Here is a 16,491-nt window from a genome sequence, read left to right as displayed (position 1 = left end):
GCCGCTCGCGCGAGGAGCCGCACACCCGCCGCCAGGAGGACGGCCGTGGCCGCGGCGAAGCACCCGGCGAGCGCGACGGCGAGCGGCCCGCGCGGCACGAGCAGGCTCACGGCGCCCGCGCACCCCGCCAGGGGCCACAGCGGCGACTGCGGCGCCGGGACGACGTCGCGGCCGAGGAGACGCAGGCCGAGCGGCAGCACGACGACCATCCCGAGCACCAGGAGCGCGGCGACGACCGCCTGGCCGGCGGCGCTCACGCGCCCCCCTGTCCCGCGGGCGTCCGGACGGTGGACACGACGGGGTCCGGCCCGCCGCCGCGCGAAGCCCATCCCGGGTGCACCGCCCGCACGAGGCGGAGCGCGTCGTCGACGACGCCCCGCGCGACCGGGAGGCGCGAGAGCCGCACGAGCGTGCCGACGAGCGCCGACCCCTGGTCGACGAGGCGTCGCGTGCGCGCCCGCCCGGGCGAGGTGTCGTGGACCCAGAACAGGACGACACCGAGCTGGGCGAGCCACAGCAGCTCGGGCAGGTCGGCGCGCAGGCGCGCCGGCACGGCGGGCGACGCACCGGCGACGACCTCCTCGAACAGGCCTCGCGACAGGTCGCGGGCGACCCCGGACGCCGCGGAGAACGGGCTCGCGTCCGAGCCGGGCCGGATCGCGACGGAGACGAACTCGGCGCCGAACGCGTGGAACGGCTCGAACGCGTCGACCGCCGCGTGCCAGACCCCGCGCAGACGCTCGGTGAGCGTGCCGCCCCCCGCGAGGACGGGCGCGGCGAGGGCGGCGTGCTCGTGCTGCACCTCGAGGTACAGCTCCTGCACGAGCGCGTCCTTCGACGCGAAGTGGTAGTACGCGTTGCCGGTGCTCACGCCCGCGGCCTCGGCGATCGCCCGCATGGTGGTGCGCTCGTAGCCGACGTCGCGCAGCATGCGGATCGCGACGTCGCGCACGTGCGCGCGCGTGCGCTCCGACTTGGGCGTGCCCTTCGCCCGCTCCCCCGCGCTCACGACGGGTCCGGGACCGGTGCGAGGACTCGCGTTCTGAACATGTTCAGAAACTAGCACGTGCAACGTCCCGGCGCCGTCGCATCGGCACGACGTGCTGCGGCGCGGCGCCGGGAGGTCCGGGGCTCAGAAGAGGCGCGACTCGACGTCGTCGACGCCGCGCATGGCGTCGTAGTCGAGCACGAGGCAGCCGATGCCCCGGTCGGTCGCGAGCACGCGCGCCTGCGGCTTGATCTCCTGGGCCGCGAACACGCCGCGCACCGGGGCGAGCAGCGGGTCGCGGTTCAGGAGCTCGAGGTAGCGCGTGAGCTGCTCGACGCCGTCGATGTCGCCGCGGCGCTTGATCTCGACCGCGACGGTCGCGCCGTGCGCGTCCTTGGCGAGGATGTCGACCGGGCCGATCGCGGTCGGGTACTCGCGCCGCACGAGCGTGTGCCCCGAGCCGAGCAGCTCGATCTGCGCGGCGAGCATCTCCTGCAGGTGCGCCTCGACACCGTCCTTGACGAGCCCGGGGTCGGCCCCGAGGTCGTGCGAGCTGTCGTGCAGGACCTCGTGCAGCTCGATCTCGAGCCGGTCGTCGCTCTTGGCGTGCTGGACCGCCCACACCTCGCTGACGCCGCGCTCGGCGGCCTCCTCGGAGGGCGCGCGCACCGCGAGCGAGCACGGCGGGCTCATCCAGTTGAGCGGCTTGTACGAGCCGCCGTCGGAGTGGAGCAGGACGCTCCCGTCGGCCTTGACGAGGAGCACCCGCGTCGCGAGCGGCAGGTGGGCGGACAGCCGCCCCGTGTAGCGGGCGGCGCAGCGGGCGACGACGAGGCGCATGGGTCCTTCCGGGTGGGGCGACGAGGGTGGGACGGCGTCAGACGACGACGTCGCGCCGGCCCGGGGGCGCCGCCTCGAGCCACGAGGCGAGCCCCTCGTACGCCGCGCGCGACATCGTGAGCTCGAAGTCCTGACCGTGGTAGCGACAGCGCACCAGGTAGGAGTCGGAGCGGGCGTCCCCCGCGTCGAGCGGCTCGCGGCCGGTGATGACGAGGTCGTGGCGCGCCCAGCTGCGCGCCGGGCGCAGGGACAGCGACCACGACCGCCACCAGTCGATGCGACCGACGCCGTAGTGGGCGATGCCCAGGGTCCACGAGCCGTTCTCGAGGCCGGCGGACCGTGCGCCGCACTCGAACGACCCGACGCGGTGCGCGAGCGCCCGCAGGCGCAGCGCGCCCACCCCGACCACGACCAGGACTGCGACGAGCAGTCCCAGCGCGATCCAGGCGGGCAGCGTCATCGTGGTGCGGTCCGGGAGGTCAGCGGGCCGGTACGGACTCGACGGAGTCCGCGACGATCGTGACCTGGTCCGAGTCGACCGAGAGGAAGCCGCCGGACACGCGCACCTGGACCGGCGTCCCCGACGGGACGGCGATGCGCACCGTGCCCTCCTGGAGCACGGACAGCAGCGGCGAGTGGCCGGCGAGGATGCCGATCTCGCCGTCCGCCGCGGGCGCGCTCACCCGGGACGCCGCGCCCGACCAGATCTTGCGGTCCGCCGCCACGAGGTCGACGTTCAGCTCAGCCACTGCAACTCCTTCACTCCCGGAACTCGGCCCGGCTCGGGACCGGCGGTCCCGGCTCGGGGACTCGTCCGGCAGACGTTCTGGGGCGGCCCGTCACCGGGCCGCGGACGACGACACGCGGGGCCGTGCCGGACGGCCCGGCCCCGCGCGGACGTCGTGTCAGGCGCCGTACTCCTTCTGGATACGGGCCCAGTTGCGCTCGAGGTCCTCGAGGCCGCCGATGTTGTAGAAGGCCTGCTCGGCGATGTGGTCGAACTCGCCGTCGGCGATCTTCTTGAACGCCTCGATCGTCTCGCTGAGCGGGACGGTGGAGCCGGGGACGCTCGTGAACTTCTCGGCCATGTACGTGTTCTGCGAGAGGAACTGCTGGATGCGGCGCGCACGCGCGACGACCGTCTTGTCCTCCTCCGAGAGCTCGTCCACACCGAGGATCGCGATGATGTCCTGGAGCTCCTTGTTGCGCTGCAGGATCGACTTCACGCGCGTCGCGACGTCGTAGTGCTCCTGGCCCACGTAGCGCGGGTCGAGGATGCGCGACGTCGAGGCGAGCGGGTCCACCGCGGGGTACAGACCGCGCGAGGCGATCTCGCGGGAGAGCTCCGTCGTCGCGTCGAGGTGCGCGAACGTCGTCGCCGGGGCCGGGTCCGTGTAGTCGTCGGCCGGGACGTAGATCGCCTGGAGCGACGTGATGGAGTGGCCGCGCGTCGAGGTGATGCGCTCCTGGAGCAGGCCCATCTCGTCGGCGAGGTTCGGCTGGTAGCCCACCGCGGACGGCATGCGGCCGAGCAGCGTCGACACCTCGGAGCCCGCCTGCGTGAAGCGGAAGATGTTGTCGATGAACAGGAGCACGTCCTGCTTCTTCACGTCGCGGAAGTACTCCGCCATCGTGAGCGCGGACAGGGCGACGCGCAGGCGCGTGCCCGGCGGCTCGTCCATCTGGCCGAACACGAGCGCCGTCTTGTCGAAGACGCCCGCGTCCTCCATCTCGTGGATGAGGTCGTTGCCCTCACGCGTGCGCTCGCCGACACCGGCGAACACGGACACACCGCCGTGGTCCTGCGCGACGCGCTGGATCATCTCCTGGATGAGGACCGTCTTGCCGACGCCCGCACCGCCGAAGAGACCGATCTTCCCACCCTGCACGTACGGGGTGAGGAGGTCGATGACCTTGATGCCCGTCTCGAACATCTGGGTCTTCGACTCGAGCTGGTCGAACGCCGGGGGCTTGCGGTGGATCGGCCAGCGCTCGGTGATCTCGACGCGCTCGCCCTCGGCGGCGTTGAGGATGTCGCCCGTCACGTTGAACACGCGACCCTTGGTCACGTCGCCGACGGGGACGCTGATGGGCGCGCCCGTGTCGGTGACCTGCGCGCCGCGGACGAGGCCGTCCGTCGGCTTGAGCGCGATGGCGCGCACGAGCGAGTCGCCGAGGTGCTGGGCGACCTCGAGCATGAGCGTGAAGCTCTTCTCGCCCTCGCCCTGCGACGACAGGTCGATGTCGACCTGGAGCGCGTTGTAGATGTCGGGGATGGCGTCCGCCGGGAACTCGATGTCCACGACGGGGCCGATCACACGAGCGACTCGGCCCACGCCGGGAGCGCTGGAGTGCTCGACCTGTGCTTCCACGGTGGTGGCGGTCATTGCTGGCCTCGCTTCGCAGTGCCGGAGAGGTCCCCGGCGGTGTCGGTCAGGATGTCGGTGATGGTGGCGGGCGCGGCGGCCCGGACCACCCGGCGCGGCGTCATGAGGCTGCCAGCGCGTCGGCACCCGAGACGATCTCGCTGATCTCCTGGGTGATGTCCGCCTGACGGGCCTGGTTCGCGAGCCGGGTGTAGGTGCGGATGAGGTCCTCCGCGTTGTCCGTGGCCGTGTGCATCGCGCGCTGGCGCGCCGCCAGCTCGGACGCCGCGGCCTCGAGGAGGCAGCTGAAGATCCGGCTGCGCACGTAGCGCGGCAGCAGGGCGTCCAGCACGGCCTCCGGCGACGGCTCGAACTCGTACAGCGGCAGCACGTCGTGCTTGCCGGCGGGCGCGACGCCCTCGACGACCTCGAGCGGGAGCATGCGCACCACGCGCGGGCGCTGCGTCACCATGTTGACGAACTGGGTGTGGACGATGTGCAGCTCGCTCACGCCGCCCTCGTCGACCGGGGCGAGGAACGCCCCGAGGAGGGTCTCGGCGATCTCGCCCGCGACGTCGGACGTCGGGGCGTCCGAGCCGTACGACCACGTCCCCGCGAGCTGGCGCCCGCGGAACGTGTAGTACGAGATCGCGCGGCGGCCGGAGGCGTAGAGGACGACCTCCTTGCCCTCCGCCGTCAGCCGCTCCACGAGGCGCTCGGCCTCGCGCAGGATCGACGCCGAGTAGGAGCCGGCCATCCCGCGGTCCGACGCGACCACGAGGACCGCGACGCGGTTGGTGTCCGTGCGCTCGCTCGTGAGCGGGTGCTGCGTCGAGGAGTGCGTCGCCACCGCCGACACCGCGCGCGTGATGGCACGCGCGTACGGCGTCGCGGCCGCGGTGCGCGCCCGCGCCTTGCCGATGCGGGACGCCGCGATGAGCTCCTGCGCGCGGAACATCTTCTTGAGCGACTGCGTCGACTTGATCCGCTGCTTGTAGACGCGCTGGGACCCGGCCATGCTCAGGCCCTCTTCTGCCGGACGATCTGCTCCTGCTCGACGTCCACGTCCCCGTCCTCGGCGTCGTCCCCGCCGACGAGCGGCGAGCCGTCACCCTTGAGGAAGCCGTTGCGGAAGGTGTCGACCGCCGACGCGAGCTCGGACTCCGTCGCCTCCTCGAGCTTGCCCGTCTCCGCGATCGTCGACAGCACGTCGGTGTTGCGGCGCAGGTGCTCGATGAGCTCGGACTCGAAGCGACGCACGTCCTCGACCGGGACGTCGTCGATCTTGCCCTTCGTACCGGCCCAGATGGACGCGACCTGCTCCTCGACCGGGAACGGCGAGTACTGGCCCTGCTTGAGCAGCTCCATGAGCACCGCACCGCGCTGCAGCTGGCCGCGCGACGCCGCGTCGAGGTCGGACGCGAACATCGCGAACGCCTCGAGCGAGCGGTACTGCGCGAGCTCGAGCTTCAGCGTGCCGGAGACCTTCTTCATGGCCTTGACCTGGGCGTCGCCACCCACGCGGGAGACCGAGATGCCGACGTCCACGGCGGGACGCTGGTCGGCGTTGAAGAGGTCCGACTGGAGGAAGATCTGACCGTCGGTGATGGAGATGACGTTCGTCGGGATGTACGCCGACACGTCGTTCGCCTTCGTCTCGATGATCGGCAGGCCGGTCATCGAGCCCGCGCCCAGCTCGTCCGAGAGCTTCGCGCAGCGCTCGAGCAGGCGGGAGTGCAGGTAGAAGACGTCACCGGGGTACGCCTCGCGGCCCGGCGGGCGGCGCAGCAGGAGGGACACGGCGCGGTAGGCCTCGGCCTGCTTCGACAGGTCGTCGAAGATGACGAGGACGTGCTTGCCGCCGTACATCCAGTGCTGGCCGATGGCCGAGCCGGTGTAGGGGGCGAGGTACTTGAAGCCCGCGGGGTCGGACGCCGGGGCCGCGACGATCGTCGTGTACTCGAGCGCGCCGGCCTCCTCGAGCGCGCCGCGCACGGACGCGATCGTGGAGCCCTTCTGGCCCACCGCGACGTAGATGCAGCGGACCTGCTTGCTCGGGTCGCCGGACTCCCAGTTCGCCTTCTGGTTGATGATCGTGTCGATCGCGATCGCCGTCTTGCCCGTCTGGCGGTCGCCGATGATGAGCTGACGCTGGCCGCGGCCGATCGGGATCATCGAGTCGATCGCCTTGATGCCGGTCTGCAGCGGCTCGTGGACCGACTTGCGGGCCATGACGCCGGGAGCCTGCAGCTCGAGGGCGCGGCGACCCTCCGTCTCGATGGCGCCGAGGCCGTCGATCGGGTTGCCGAGCGGGTCGACCACGCGGCCGAGGTAGCCCTCGCCGACGGGGACGGAGAGGACCTCGCCCGTGCGACGGACCTCCTGGCCCTCCTCGATGCCGGTGAACTCGCCGAGGACGACGACACCGATCTCGCGGACGTCGAGGTTGAGGGCGAGACCCAGGGTCCCGTCCTCGAAGCGCAGCAGCTCGTTGGCCATCGCGCCCGGCAGACCCTCGACCTGGGCGATGCCGTCGGCGGCCAGGGTGACCCGGCCCACCTCCTCGGACACGGCGCCCTCGGGCTCGTAGGACTTCACGAAGCTGTCCAGAGCGGCCCGGATCTCCTCCGGCCGGATCGTCAGCTCAGCCATTGCTCTTCTCCTGTCGTGGCCGCACCTCGTGGGTCGGGTGCGGTCGAACGTTTGTCGGTTGTGCGGCCGGTGGTCGGGAGTCGGTCGGCCGTCTCCGTCGTCGGTCGGGGGTCGTGGACGCCGCGTCAGCTCACGAGCCGGCGGCGGGCGTCCGCGAGGCGGGACAGGACCGTCGAGTCCACGACGTCGGCGCCCACCTGGATCCGCAGCCCGCCGAGCACGGCCGGCTCGACCGTGACGTTGAGCTGCACGGCGCGGCCGTACGCCCGCTCGAGCAGCGCCGCGAGGCGGTCGAGCTGTGCCTGGTCCAGCACCACGGCCGACGTCACGGAGGCGACGAGCCGCTGACGGCGCTCCGCCGCGACCTCGCCGAACCAGCCGAGCGTCGCGACGAACCGGCGGCCGCGCAGCGCACGCGTCGCGTGCTCGGCGAGGACCGCGGTCACGCGGTCGACCTTGCCCTGGAGCAGCGCCGCCACGAACGCGGCCCGGCGTGCCGGGTCGGTCGTCGCGTCGGACAGGACCTGGCGGGCGTCGCGCTGCCCGACGAGCGAGCGCGACACGCGGAAGAGCTCGTCCTCGACCTTCTCGAGGTCGCCGCGGGCCTCCGCCGACGCGAGCACCGCCTCGAGACCGAGGCGCTCCACGGCGTCCGCGAGGTCGCGCTCGTTCGACCAGCGCGACCGGACGACGCCGGCCACGAGGTCGACGACGCGGCCGTCGAAGCCCGACCCGAGGACCGCGGTCGCCAGACCTGCCTTGTCGTCGCCCGAGCGCGCCGGGTCGGCGAGCGAGCGCCGCAGGGGCGCCGACCCGTCGAGCGCCGACGTCACGGTGAACAGCTGCTCGCCCAGCGTGAGGGCGTCCGCGCCCGCCGACCGCAGGACCGGCTCGAACCGCTCCCGTGCCTGCGTGAGGGACTCTCCGCTCGTGCCGCGCATCAGCCCTCCCCGGCGGCCCGACCGCCCGCGGTGCTCGCCGCCGCCGGACCGGCGGCCTCGAGCTCGTCGAGGAACCGGTCGACGACGCGGCTCTGGCGCGCCGAGTCGGCGAGCGACTCGCCGACGATCTTCGACGCGAGCTCGGTCGCGAGCAGGCCGACGTCGTTGCGCAGCGAGACCGCGGCCTGCTGACGCTCGGCCTCGATCTGCCGGTGCGCCGTCTCGAGGATGCGCGCGGCGTCGTCCGACGCCTTCGCCCGCAGGTCGGCGACGATCGCCGAGCCCTCGGCGCGCGCCTCCTCACGGATCTTCGCGGCCTCGGTGCGGGCCTCCTGCAGCTGCTGGTGGTACTCCGCCAGCGCCGCCGCGGCCTCCGCCTGCGCGGACTCCGCCTTGGCGAGGCCACCCTCGATCTTCGCCGTGCGCTCGTCGAGGACCGCCTGGAACTTCGGCAGGACCGCCTTGTAGAACACGACCGCGATGATCGCCAGGACGACCGCCGACCAGATGATGTCGTACGTCGCGGGGATGAACAGGTCGATGCCCTGCGGCTCCCCGCCCGTCTCCGCCGCCAGCGTCAGCGCGGCGTTCGCCGGCGCCGACATCACGCGGTGAACAGGAAGCCGGCGACGAGACCGAGCAGGGCGAGGAGCTCGACGAACGCGACACCGAGGAACATGGTGGCGCGCAGCTGGCCGGCGACCTCGGGCTGACGGGCCATGCCCTCGACCGTCTTGCCGATGAGGATGCCCAGACCGATGCCGGGGCCGATCGCGGCGATGCCGTAGCCGATCGTGTTGATGTTGCCGGAGACCTCGGCGAGGGTGGTGACGTCCACGATTGCTCGTTTCCTTCCTGTGGGCGCCCGTCCGGCCGGACGGGCGTCGCGTGGGTGGTGCAGCGGATGTGTGTCAGGAGCCGACGGGCGGCCGGGGGCGACCCCGCGGGGTCAGTGCTCCTCCTCGAGCGCGATGTTGATGTACACCGAGGCGAGGAGGGCGAAGATGTAGGCCTGCAGGGCCGCGACCAGCAGCTCGAAGAGCGTGAAGATCAGGCCGCCAGCGAGGGTCAGCACGCCGAACGCCTTCATCGCGGGCACGGCCTCGACGACGAAGTAGTGCGTGGCCGCGAAGCAGAGCACGAGCATGATGTGGCCGGCCACCATGTTGGCCACGAGACGGATGGCGAGCGAGGCCGGCCGGATGATGAGGACCTGCAGCAGCTCGATCGGCGTGACGATCAGGTAGATCGGCTTCGGGATCCCCGGCGGGAAGAGGCTGTTCTTGAGGTAGCCGCCGAAGCCGTGCTGCCTGATGCCGACGGCCCAGTAGGTCACGAGGACCCACAGCGCGAGCACGAGCGGGATGCCGATGCGCGCGGTGCCCGCCATGTTGAGGCCGGGGATCAGACCGGTGAGGTTGAACGCGAGCACCGCGAAGAAGATCGTGGTGATCATCGGCACGAAGCGCCGCGCGTTCTCCTTCCCCATGATCTCCTCGACGATCTGCACGCGGACGAAGTCCAGCAGCAGCTCGATCGCGTTCTGGAAGCGGCCGGGGACGAGGCGGGCGCGGCGGGCGGCCAGCACCATGATCGTCAGCAGCACGACGACCGCGACGACGCGCACGATCCAGATGCGGTCGATCTGGAAGATCGTGCCCTCGAAGAGGATCGCCGGCGGGAAGAAGTCCGTGATGGACGGCGCGTGGAAGCCACCTTCACCCTCGGAGGCAGCAAGGAGCACGGGGGTCGCAAGCGTGGACAGGGTGGACTCCCAATGGTCGTGTGGCCCGGGCACTCACCACTCGATCGTGGGCACGCCATCGGACCTGGCCGTCATGGATTCGCGGCTAGCCTAACGTATGGATCGGCGTGCTCACGCCGCTCCCGAACCCGCCCGCGGCCGTCCGCCCCGACGAGTCGGACGAGCGTCCGGGTGCGCGGCCGTCGCCGGCGCGCGGGTCGTCACCGCGACCGGTCGTCGCTCGCGGGCTCGACGTACGGGACCCGCCCGCGGCTCACGGCGCGGTAGTCCATCACCGCGGAGCCGATCACGCCGACGAGGAGCACGCCGGCGAAGACCCACCGGTCGTAGAAGTCCATCCCGCGCAGGACGACCAGCACGACGATGAGCACGACCATCTTCGCGAGCCAGCTGCCCATGACGACGGCGGCCGTCGTCGTCGGGCTGGAGTCGACCGTGCGGAGCATCGCCCACACCGTGGTCGCCGAGAAGACGACGGCGACCGCCACGCCGAGCAGGGCGCCCCACACGCCGGGCGTGCCGGAGACGAGGGCCCCCACGGCGACGCCCACGACGGCGAGCGCGCCCAGGAGGACGAGGACGTCGCGCAGCGCGGTCCGGAACACCGCGCGCACGGCCTCGCCGCGCCCCGGGGCCGCAGGCTCGGCGCCCTGCGGTGCGGCGGGGTCGTGGGGACGCGCGGGCTCGGGCTGGTTCGCGGACATCTCAGGCTTCCTTCGGGGGGCTGGCGCGCGTGGTGGCGGTCGGGGCGTGGGCGTCCTGCGCCGGCTCCGGGGCGCTGAGGACGGCGACGGGCGGCGCGGCGGCGAGGTCCTGGTCGTCGAGGAAGCGGCCGCGCGTGCGCAGCGGGCCCAGCGTGAGGAGGAGCGCGACGACCGCGGCCACCCCGAGACCGATCGCGACGGTCCGCGCGTCCCAGCGCACGAGCGCGACGGCGCCGAACGCGAACACCGCCGTCCACACGTAGAGGATGAGCACCGCGCGGCGGTGGGAGTGGCCGAGCTGGAGCATGCGGTGGTGCAGGTGCATGCGGTCGGGGTGGAACGGCGACTTCCCGGCGAGCACGCGTCGCACGACCGCCATCCCCATGTCGAGCAGGGGCAGGAGGATCACCGCGAGCGGCAGCAGGATCGGGATGAAGGCCGGCAGCTGCTCGGCGCCGGACGTCACGCCCGGGTCAATGTTACCCGTCACGACGATCGCCGCGCCGGAGATGACGAGGCCGAGCACCATCGAGCCCGAGTCGCCCATGAAGATGCGCGCCGGGTTGAAGTTGTACGGCAGGAAGCCGACGCACACCCCCACCAGCGCCGCCACGACGAGCGTGGCGAGGCTCGAGTAGTCCTCGGGCGTGGTCTGCAGCGTCAGCGCGTAGGAGTAGAGGAAGAACGCGGTCCCGCCGATCGCGACGAGCCCCGCGGCGAGGCCGTCGAGGCCGTCGACGAAGTTCACCGCGTTCATCGCGACGACCACGACGAGTATCGTCACGGCGAGCTGCACGCGCGACGACGGCAGGGCCTGGAACCCGCCGACCGGCAGCGTGAACAGCACCACGCCCTGGGAGGCCATGAGCCCGGCGGCCAGCACCTGGCCCGCGAGCTTCGTCATCCAGTCGAGGTCCCAGATGTCGTCCGCGACGCCGAGGAGGCAGACGATCGCGGCCGCGCCGACGATGCCCCACGCGCGCGTGTCGGCGATCGGCGTGCCGTCGACGTCGTTGACGAACACGCCCTCGAGGAACGGCATCTGCGAGGCGAGCACGACGGCGACCACGAGGCCGAGCAGCATCGCCACGCCCCCGAGCCGCGGGGTCGGGATGGTGTGCACGTCACGGTCGCGCACGGCGGTGATCGCGCCGGTGCGCGTGGCCACCCACCGGGCGAACGGCGTCGTCAGGAACGTCACCACGGCGGCGACGAGCATGACGAGCAGGTAGACCCTCACCCGCCGTTCGCCCCCGGCTCCCCCGGCCCGGTCGCGTCGTCGGCGCTCTCCGGCGGACCGCCGTCCGGCGCGTCCCGCCGGTCGTCGTCGGGCCCGTCGACGGGCGCGATCTCGCGCAGGCGCTCGAGCGGGACGGCGCCCTGGCGCACGACGCGCAGCGTCCCCGACGTCGCGTCGACGATCGTGGACGCCACTCCCCCGGGGGCCGTGCCGCCGTCGAGGTACACGGAGACGGCGTCGCCGAGCTGGGCGCGCGCGTCCTCGACGTCGAGCGCGGCCGGGTGCCCGGTCGCGTTCGCCGACGACACCGCGAGCGGGCCGGTGCGGCGCAGCAGGGCGAGGGCGGCCTCGTGGTCGGGCATGCGCAGCGCGACGGTCCCGTGCGTCTCGCCGAGGTCCCACGCGAGGGACGGCTGGGCCGTGAGGATGATGGTGAACCCGCCGGGCCACAGGGCCTCGACGAGGCGGCGCGCGTCGTCGGGCACGTCGGTGGCGAGACCGTCGAGGGTGCGGGCGTCGGGCACGAGCACCGGGGGCGGCATGTGGCGCCCCCGGCCCTTCGCCGCGAGGAGCGCGGAGACGGCGTCGGGGTCGAACGCGTCGGCGCCGATGCCGTAGACGGTGTCGGTGGGCAGGACCACGAGGCCGCCGCGGGACACGGCGTTGACGGCCTCGTCGATCCCGGCGCCCCAGCTGTTCGGGTCGGTCACGGGGTGGACGGAGCTCACGGGGCCATCCTTCCACGCTCGTCGGATCGGTCCGGGCCGGCAGGGCCGACAGAGCCGTCGTCGGTGCGGCGGGCGACGACCATGCGGTCGCGCCCGGTGAGGTCGGCGAGGGTCCGCACGTCGGCGAAGGCGCCGGTGTCCGCGACCATCGCGCGCGCGGCCGCGGCCTGCACCTCTGCGTGCTCCATGACGTACACGCCGCCGGGCCGCAGCAGCCGGGCCGCCGCCGCGGTGACCCCGCGCGGCACCTCGAGACCGTCGGCGCCGAGGCCGTAGAGCGCGACCGCGGGGTCGTGGCCCGCGACCTCCGGGTCGCGCGGGACGGCGTCCGGCGGCACGTACGGCGGGTTCGAGACGACGACGTCGCACGCTCCGTCGAGCCCGCCACCCTCCGGCGGACCGGCGAGGGCGCGGCGCGCGTCGCCGCGCACGAGCCGCACGACGGCGCCCGTCGCCTCGCGCACGCCCGCCACGTTGCGCGCTGCCCACGCGTGCGCGTCGGAGTCGAGCTCCACGGCGTGGACCACGGTGCCTGGCACCTCCGTCGCGACGGCGAGCGCGATCGCGCCCGACCCGGTGCAGAGGTCGACGACGACCGCCCGGCCGGCGGCCTCGACGGCCGCCCGCGCGGCGTCGACGGCGACCTGCGCCACCTGCTCCGTCTCCGGCCGCGGCACGAACACCCCCGGGCCGACCGCGAGCTCGAGGTGCCGGAACGGCGCCGTCCCGGTGAGGTGCTGCAGCGGCACCCGCTCGGCCCGCCGGGCGACGAGCCCCGCGAACTCCCGCACCGCGTCGTCGGAGAGCTCGGTGCCCATGAGGAGCAGTCGCTGCAGCTCACCGCGCCCGACGTCGAGGACGTGCCCGAGGAGGATCTCCGCGTCCGCACGCGGGCTGGCGACACCGTTCTCGTCGAGCACGCCGACGGCCCAGCGCACCCAGAGAGAAGGACGGGGGTCCGACGGCGGAGGCGAAGCCGTCAAGCCGTAGCGGAGCGAGCGCAGCGAGCGTGAGCGAGGCGAGCCGCCGCCGTCGGACCCCCGTCCGTCTGCCGCCGGACCGCCGTCGGACCCCCGTCCGCCCGCCACCGGACCACCCGCCTCCGGACCGCCGTCGCCCATGAGGTCAGGCCTCGCCCGCTGCGGCCAGCCGCGCCGCCTCGTCCGCGTCGATCGCCGACCGCACGACGGGGTCGAGGTCGCCGTCGAGCACGTGGTCGAGGTTGTACGCCTTGTACCCGGTGCGGTGGTCGGCGATGCGGTTCTCGGGGAAGTTGTACGTCCGGATCCGCTCGGACCGGTCGACGGTGCGCACCTGGGAGCGGCGCAGGTCCGCCGCCTCGGCGGCCGCGGCCTCCTGCTGCGCGGCGAGCAGCCGCGCGCGCAGGACGCGCATCGCCTGCTCGCGGTTCTGCAGCTGGGACTTCTCGTTCTGCATGGACACGACGATCCCGGTGGGGACGTGCGTGATGCGCACCGCGGAGTCGGTCGTGTTGACCGACTGCCCGCCGGGCCCGGACGAGCGGTAGACGTCGATGCGCAGGTCGTTGGGGTCGATCTCGACCTCGCCCGGGTCCTCGACCTCGGGGAAGACGAGCACGCCGGCGGCGGACGTGTGGATGCGGCCCTGCGACTCGGTCACGGGGACGCGCTGCACGCGGTGGACGCCGCCCTCGTACTTGAGGTTCGCCCAGACGCCGTCGGCCGGGTCGCCCGGCGTCGACCGCGCCTTCACGGCAACCTGGACGTCCTTGTAGCCGCCGAGGTCGGACTCCGTGGCCTCGAGGACCTCCGTCTTCCAGCCGCGGCGCTCGGCGTAGCGCAGGTACATGCGCAGCAGGTCGCCGGCGAAGAGTGCGGACTCCTCGCCGCCCTCCCCCGCCTTGATCTCGAGGATGACGTCGCGGCCGTCGTCCGGGTCGCGCGGGACGAGCACGCGGCGCAGGCGCTCGGCCGCGGCGTCGGCCGCCTCGCGCAGCGCGGGGAGCTCCGCGGCGAACGTCTCGTCCTCCCGGGCCAGCTCCTCGGCGGCGCCGGCGTCGTCCGTCGCCTCGCGCCAGGCCCGGTAGGCGCCGGCGACCTGGTTGAGCTCGGCGTACCGGCGGCCGAGCGTGCGCGCCCGGGCGGCGTCGGCGTGCACCGACGGGTCGGCGAGCTGCGCCTCGATGTCCGCGTGCTCGGCGAGGAGCGGCCGGGCGGCGTCGAACGGGTCGGTCACGGGTGGCTCCTGGGGCGTGGCACGGGTCGGGCGAGGACGACGCTGCGGCCGGGACGGGCCGGCGGGGCCGGGGCCTCGGACCCCGAGAATCCCCCGGACACAGCGACAGCGCCGGCGGTCCGAGCTCGCCGACTGCCCCTGGAGAGGTTGTCGGGCTCGGACCGCCGGCGCTGCGGAGGTGCTAGTTGCCGGAGGCCTTCTTGCCGTAGCGGGCCTCGAAGCGGGCCACACGGCCACCGGTGTCGAGGATCTTCTGCTTGCCCGTGTAGAACGGGTGGCAGGCGCTGCACACGTCGGCGCTGATCTTGCCGGACGTCTCCGTGCTGCGCGTCACGAAGGTGTTGCCACAGGTGCAGGTCACCTCGGTGAGGACGTACTCGGGGTGGATACCAGACTTCACGGTTTCTCCTTGGGTGCGATGTCTCCGGGTCAGGCCGGGAGACCCCGGGCCTGTGAACCGCAGACGGGCCCGCGAGACGCAGGCCGACGAGCCATTGTGCCAGAACGCCGCCGCGCCCAGAAATCATCCCGCCGGTGCGACCGGCCGGTGCTCCGGGACGCGACGGCGTCCGTGCCGGGCCTCAGATCGTGCGGCCCACGTTCTCCTCGTCCGCGAAGCTCTGCGGCGTGGTCTTCTGGACCTGCAGCAGGAACTCGACGTTCGAGCGGGTGTCCTTGAGCTTGCCCAGCAGCAGCTCGATGGCCTGCTGCTGGTCGAGCGCACCCATGACGCGGCGGAGCTTGTAGATGATCTTCAGCTCGTCCTGCGACATGAGGATCTCCTCGCGGCGCGTGCCGGACGCGTTGACGTCCACGGCCGGGAAGATGCGCTTGTCGGCGAGGTTGCGGGACAGGCGGAGCTCCATGTTGCCCGTGCCCTTGAACTCCTCGAAGATGACCTCGTCCATCTTGGACCCGGTCTCCACGAGCGCGGACGCGAGGATCGTCAGCGAGCCGCCGTTCTCGATGTTGCGCGCAGCACCGAAGAACCGCTTCGGCGGGTAGAGCGCGGACGCGTCCACACCACCGGACAGGATGCGGCCGGACGCCGGCGCGGCGAGGTTGTACGCGCGCGACAGGCGGGTGAGCGAGTCGAGCAGCACGACGACGTCCTGGCCGAGCTCCACGAGGCGCTTCGCGCGCTCGATGGCGAGCTCGGCGACGATCGTGTGGTCCGACGCGGGGCGGTCGAACGTCGAGGCGATGACCTCGCCCTTGACGGTCCGCTCCATGTCGGTGACCTCTTCGGGCCGCTCGTCGACGAGCACGACCATGAGGTGGACCTCGGGGTTGTTGGTCGTGATCGCGTTGGCGATCTGCTGCATGATGATCGTCTTGCCGGCCTTGGGCGGCGCGACGATGAGGCCGCGCTGGCCCTTGCCGATCGGCGCGACGATGTCGATCACGCGCGGCGTGAGGCGCGTGGCCTCAGGGTTCTCCAGACGCAGGCGCTCCTGCGGGTACAGCGGCGTGAGCTTCGTGAACTCGGGACGCTGGCGCGCCTCGTCCGGCGACATGCCGTTGACCGAGTCGAGGCGCACGAGCGCGTTGAACTTCTGGCGCGCGCCGCCGCCCTGCGCCTCGCCCTCGCGGGGCTGGCGCACCGCGCCGACGATCGCGTCGCCGCGGCGCAGGCCGGCCTTCTTCACCTGGCCGAGCGAGACGTACACGTCGTTCGCACCCGGCAGGTAGCCGCTCGTCCGCACGAACGCGTAGTTGTCGAGGATGTCGAGGATGCCGGCGACGGGGAGCAGGACGTCGTCCTCGCTCACCTCGATGTCGTCGAGGCCCGCGACGTCCGGGCTCTGGCGCCCGCGCCCGCGCTTGCGGTCGCGGTCGCGCCCGCGGTCACGGCCGCGACGGCGACGACCGCCGCGCTCGTCGTCGCGCTCGGCCTGACGGTCCGCCTGGCGCTCGGCCGGGCGCTGGCCCTGCGCGCGCTCGCCGCCCTGCTGCTCGGCCGGGTGATCGCCCTGACGCTCGCCGGCGTGCTCCGCGCGCTGGTCGTCGGCGCCCTCGGCGGGACGCGACACGCCGCGGCCACCGCGAC

General features: G+C 73.0%; 19 protein-coding genes. All 19 read right to left on the bottom strand.

The window, feature by feature from the left end; all coding sequences use genetic code 11:
• The coding region (locus JZ5iCDA_RS09560) for a YndJ family transporter (protein WP_171905336.1) at window positions 1-257 on the bottom strand (257 nt) is incomplete at its 3' end.
• Window positions 254-1,009, bottom strand: coding sequence for a TetR/AcrR family transcriptional regulator (locus tag JZ5iCDA_RS09555; protein WP_290438807.1), 756 nt, complete (start codon window positions 1,007-1,009; stop codon window positions 254-256). The genes JZ5iCDA_RS09555 and JZ5iCDA_RS09560, both read right to left, overlap by 4 nt.
• A 123-nt stretch (window positions 1,010-1,132) precedes the next feature.
• Window positions 1,133-1,828 carry an endonuclease NucS gene (gene nucS, locus JZ5iCDA_RS09550; protein ID WP_069386963.1) on the bottom strand — a complete coding sequence of 232 codons (696 nt, stop codon included), beginning with the start codon at window positions 1,826-1,828 and terminating at the stop codon, window positions 1,133-1,135.
• Between the two features lie 37 nt (window positions 1,829-1,865).
• Complete coding sequence (locus JZ5iCDA_RS09545; protein WP_069386962.1) at window positions 1,866-2,288, bottom strand: DUF2550 domain-containing protein; 423 nt, start codon at window positions 2,286-2,288, stop codon at window positions 1,866-1,868.
• Between the two features lie 19 nt (window positions 2,289-2,307).
• Complete coding sequence (locus JZ5iCDA_RS09540) at window positions 2,308-2,577, bottom strand: F0F1 ATP synthase subunit epsilon (protein WP_069386961.1); 270 nt, start codon at window positions 2,575-2,577, stop codon at window positions 2,308-2,310.
• Between the two features lie 156 nt (window positions 2,578-2,733).
• On the bottom strand, window positions 2,734-4,215 hold the full coding sequence (gene atpD / locus JZ5iCDA_RS09535) for a F0F1 ATP synthase subunit beta (protein ID WP_069386960.1): 1,482 nt from the start codon (window positions 4,213-4,215) through the stop codon (window positions 2,734-2,736).
• A 100-nt stretch (window positions 4,216-4,315) separates the two neighbouring features.
• Window positions 4,316-5,212, bottom strand: coding sequence for a F0F1 ATP synthase subunit gamma (locus JZ5iCDA_RS09530; RefSeq protein WP_069386959.1), 897 nt, complete (start codon window positions 5,210-5,212; stop codon window positions 4,316-4,318).
• 2 nt (window positions 5,213-5,214) lie between these two features.
• A complete protein-coding gene (gene atpA / locus JZ5iCDA_RS09525) occupies window positions 5,215-6,846 on the bottom strand; it encodes a F0F1 ATP synthase subunit alpha (protein WP_069386958.1) in 1,632 nt (543 codons plus the stop codon).
• Between the two features lie 125 nt (window positions 6,847-6,971).
• On the bottom strand, window positions 6,972-7,787 hold the full coding sequence (locus tag JZ5iCDA_RS09520) for a F0F1 ATP synthase subunit delta (RefSeq protein WP_069386957.1): 816 nt from the start codon (window positions 7,785-7,787) through the stop codon (window positions 6,972-6,974).
• On the bottom strand, window positions 7,787-8,392 hold the full coding sequence (locus JZ5iCDA_RS09515; protein ID WP_069386956.1) for a F0F1 ATP synthase subunit B: 606 nt from the start codon (window positions 8,390-8,392) through the stop codon (window positions 7,787-7,789). Before JZ5iCDA_RS09515 ends, JZ5iCDA_RS09520 begins: the two co-directional genes overlap by 1 nt.
• Window positions 8,392-8,625 carry an ATP synthase F0 subunit C gene (locus JZ5iCDA_RS09510; RefSeq protein ID WP_069386955.1) on the bottom strand — a complete coding sequence of 78 codons (234 nt, stop codon included), beginning with the start codon at window positions 8,623-8,625 and terminating at the stop codon, window positions 8,392-8,394. The genes JZ5iCDA_RS09515 and JZ5iCDA_RS09510 overlap by 1 nt, the downstream gene beginning before the upstream one ends.
• Before the next feature lie 111 nt (window positions 8,626-8,736).
• Window positions 8,737-9,531 carry a F0F1 ATP synthase subunit A gene (gene atpB, locus JZ5iCDA_RS09505; protein ID WP_253182033.1) on the bottom strand — a complete coding sequence of 265 codons (795 nt, stop codon included), beginning with the start codon at window positions 9,529-9,531 and terminating at the stop codon, window positions 8,737-8,739.
• 221 nt (window positions 9,532-9,752) lie between these two features.
• Entirely contained in the window at window positions 9,753-10,256 is a 504-nt protein-coding gene (locus JZ5iCDA_RS09500; RefSeq protein WP_069386954.1) for a hypothetical protein, read from the bottom strand.
• Window position 10,257: 1 nt separating this feature from the next.
• Complete coding sequence (locus tag JZ5iCDA_RS09495; protein ID WP_083259852.1) at window positions 10,258-11,496, bottom strand: MraY family glycosyltransferase; 1,239 nt, start codon at window positions 11,494-11,496, stop codon at window positions 10,258-10,260.
• Window positions 11,493-12,224, bottom strand: coding sequence for an L-threonylcarbamoyladenylate synthase (locus tag JZ5iCDA_RS09490; protein ID WP_069386953.1), 732 nt, complete (start codon window positions 12,222-12,224; stop codon window positions 11,493-11,495). The genes JZ5iCDA_RS09495 and JZ5iCDA_RS09490 overlap by 4 nt, the downstream gene beginning before the upstream one ends.
• A complete protein-coding gene (gene prmC, locus JZ5iCDA_RS09485) occupies window positions 12,221-13,162 on the bottom strand; it encodes a peptide chain release factor N(5)-glutamine methyltransferase (protein WP_069386952.1) in 942 nt (313 codons plus the stop codon). Before prmC ends, JZ5iCDA_RS09490 begins: the two co-directional genes overlap by 4 nt.
• 187 nt (window positions 13,163-13,349) lie before the next feature.
• A complete protein-coding gene (prfA, locus tag JZ5iCDA_RS09480) occupies window positions 13,350-14,441 on the bottom strand; it encodes a peptide chain release factor 1 (RefSeq protein WP_069386951.1) in 1,092 nt (363 codons plus the stop codon).
• Window positions 14,442-14,622: 181 nt separating this feature from the next.
• Window positions 14,623-14,841 carry a 50S ribosomal protein L31 gene (gene rpmE, locus JZ5iCDA_RS09475; protein WP_069386950.1) on the bottom strand — a complete coding sequence of 73 codons (219 nt, stop codon included), beginning with the start codon at window positions 14,839-14,841 and terminating at the stop codon, window positions 14,623-14,625.
• Between the two features lie 181 nt (window positions 14,842-15,022).
• Window positions 15,023-16,491, bottom strand: a 1,469-nt coding sequence (rho, locus tag JZ5iCDA_RS09470; RefSeq protein ID WP_069386949.1) for a transcription termination factor Rho, incomplete at its 5' end; no start/stop codon positions are given.

The sequence above is a fragment of the Cellulosimicrobium cellulans genome, assembly GCF_001722485.1.
Lineage (GTDB): Bacteria > Actinomycetota > Actinomycetes > Actinomycetales > Cellulomonadaceae > Cellulosimicrobium > Cellulosimicrobium cellulans_A.
Note: the sequence above shows the minus strand (reverse complement) of the source record. Positions and strands in the feature narration are given on the sequence as shown.

Bases quoted from the DNA above. Each gene is read 5' to 3' on its own strand.
- nucS (WP_069386963.1), bottom strand. From the start codon at position 1,828: ATGCGCCTCGTCGTCGCCCGCTGCGCCGCCCGCTACACGGGGCGGCTG.
- JZ5iCDA_RS09545 (WP_069386962.1), bottom strand. From the start codon at position 2,288: ATGACGCTGCCCGCCTGGATCGCGCTGGGACTGCTCGTCGCAGTCCTG.
- atpD (WP_069386960.1), bottom strand. From the start codon at position 4,215: ATGACCGCCACCACCGTGGAAGCACAGGTCGAGCACTCCAGCGCTCCC.
- JZ5iCDA_RS09530 (WP_069386959.1), bottom strand. From the start codon at position 5,212: ATGGCCGGGTCCCAGCGCGTCTACAAGCAGCGGATCAAGTCGACGCAG.
- atpA (WP_069386958.1), bottom strand. From the start codon at position 6,846: ATGGCTGAGCTGACGATCCGGCCGGAGGAGATCCGGGCCGCTCTGGAC.
- JZ5iCDA_RS09520 (WP_069386957.1), bottom strand. From the start codon at position 7,787: ATGCGCGGCACGAGCGGAGAGTCCCTCACGCAGGCACGGGAGCGGTTC.
- JZ5iCDA_RS09515 (WP_069386956.1), bottom strand. From the start codon at position 8,392: ATGTCGGCGCCGGCGAACGCCGCGCTGACGCTGGCGGCGGAGACGGGC.
- JZ5iCDA_RS09500 (WP_069386954.1), bottom strand. From the start codon at position 10,256: ATGTCCGCGAACCAGCCCGAGCCCGCGCGTCCCCACGACCCCGCCGCA.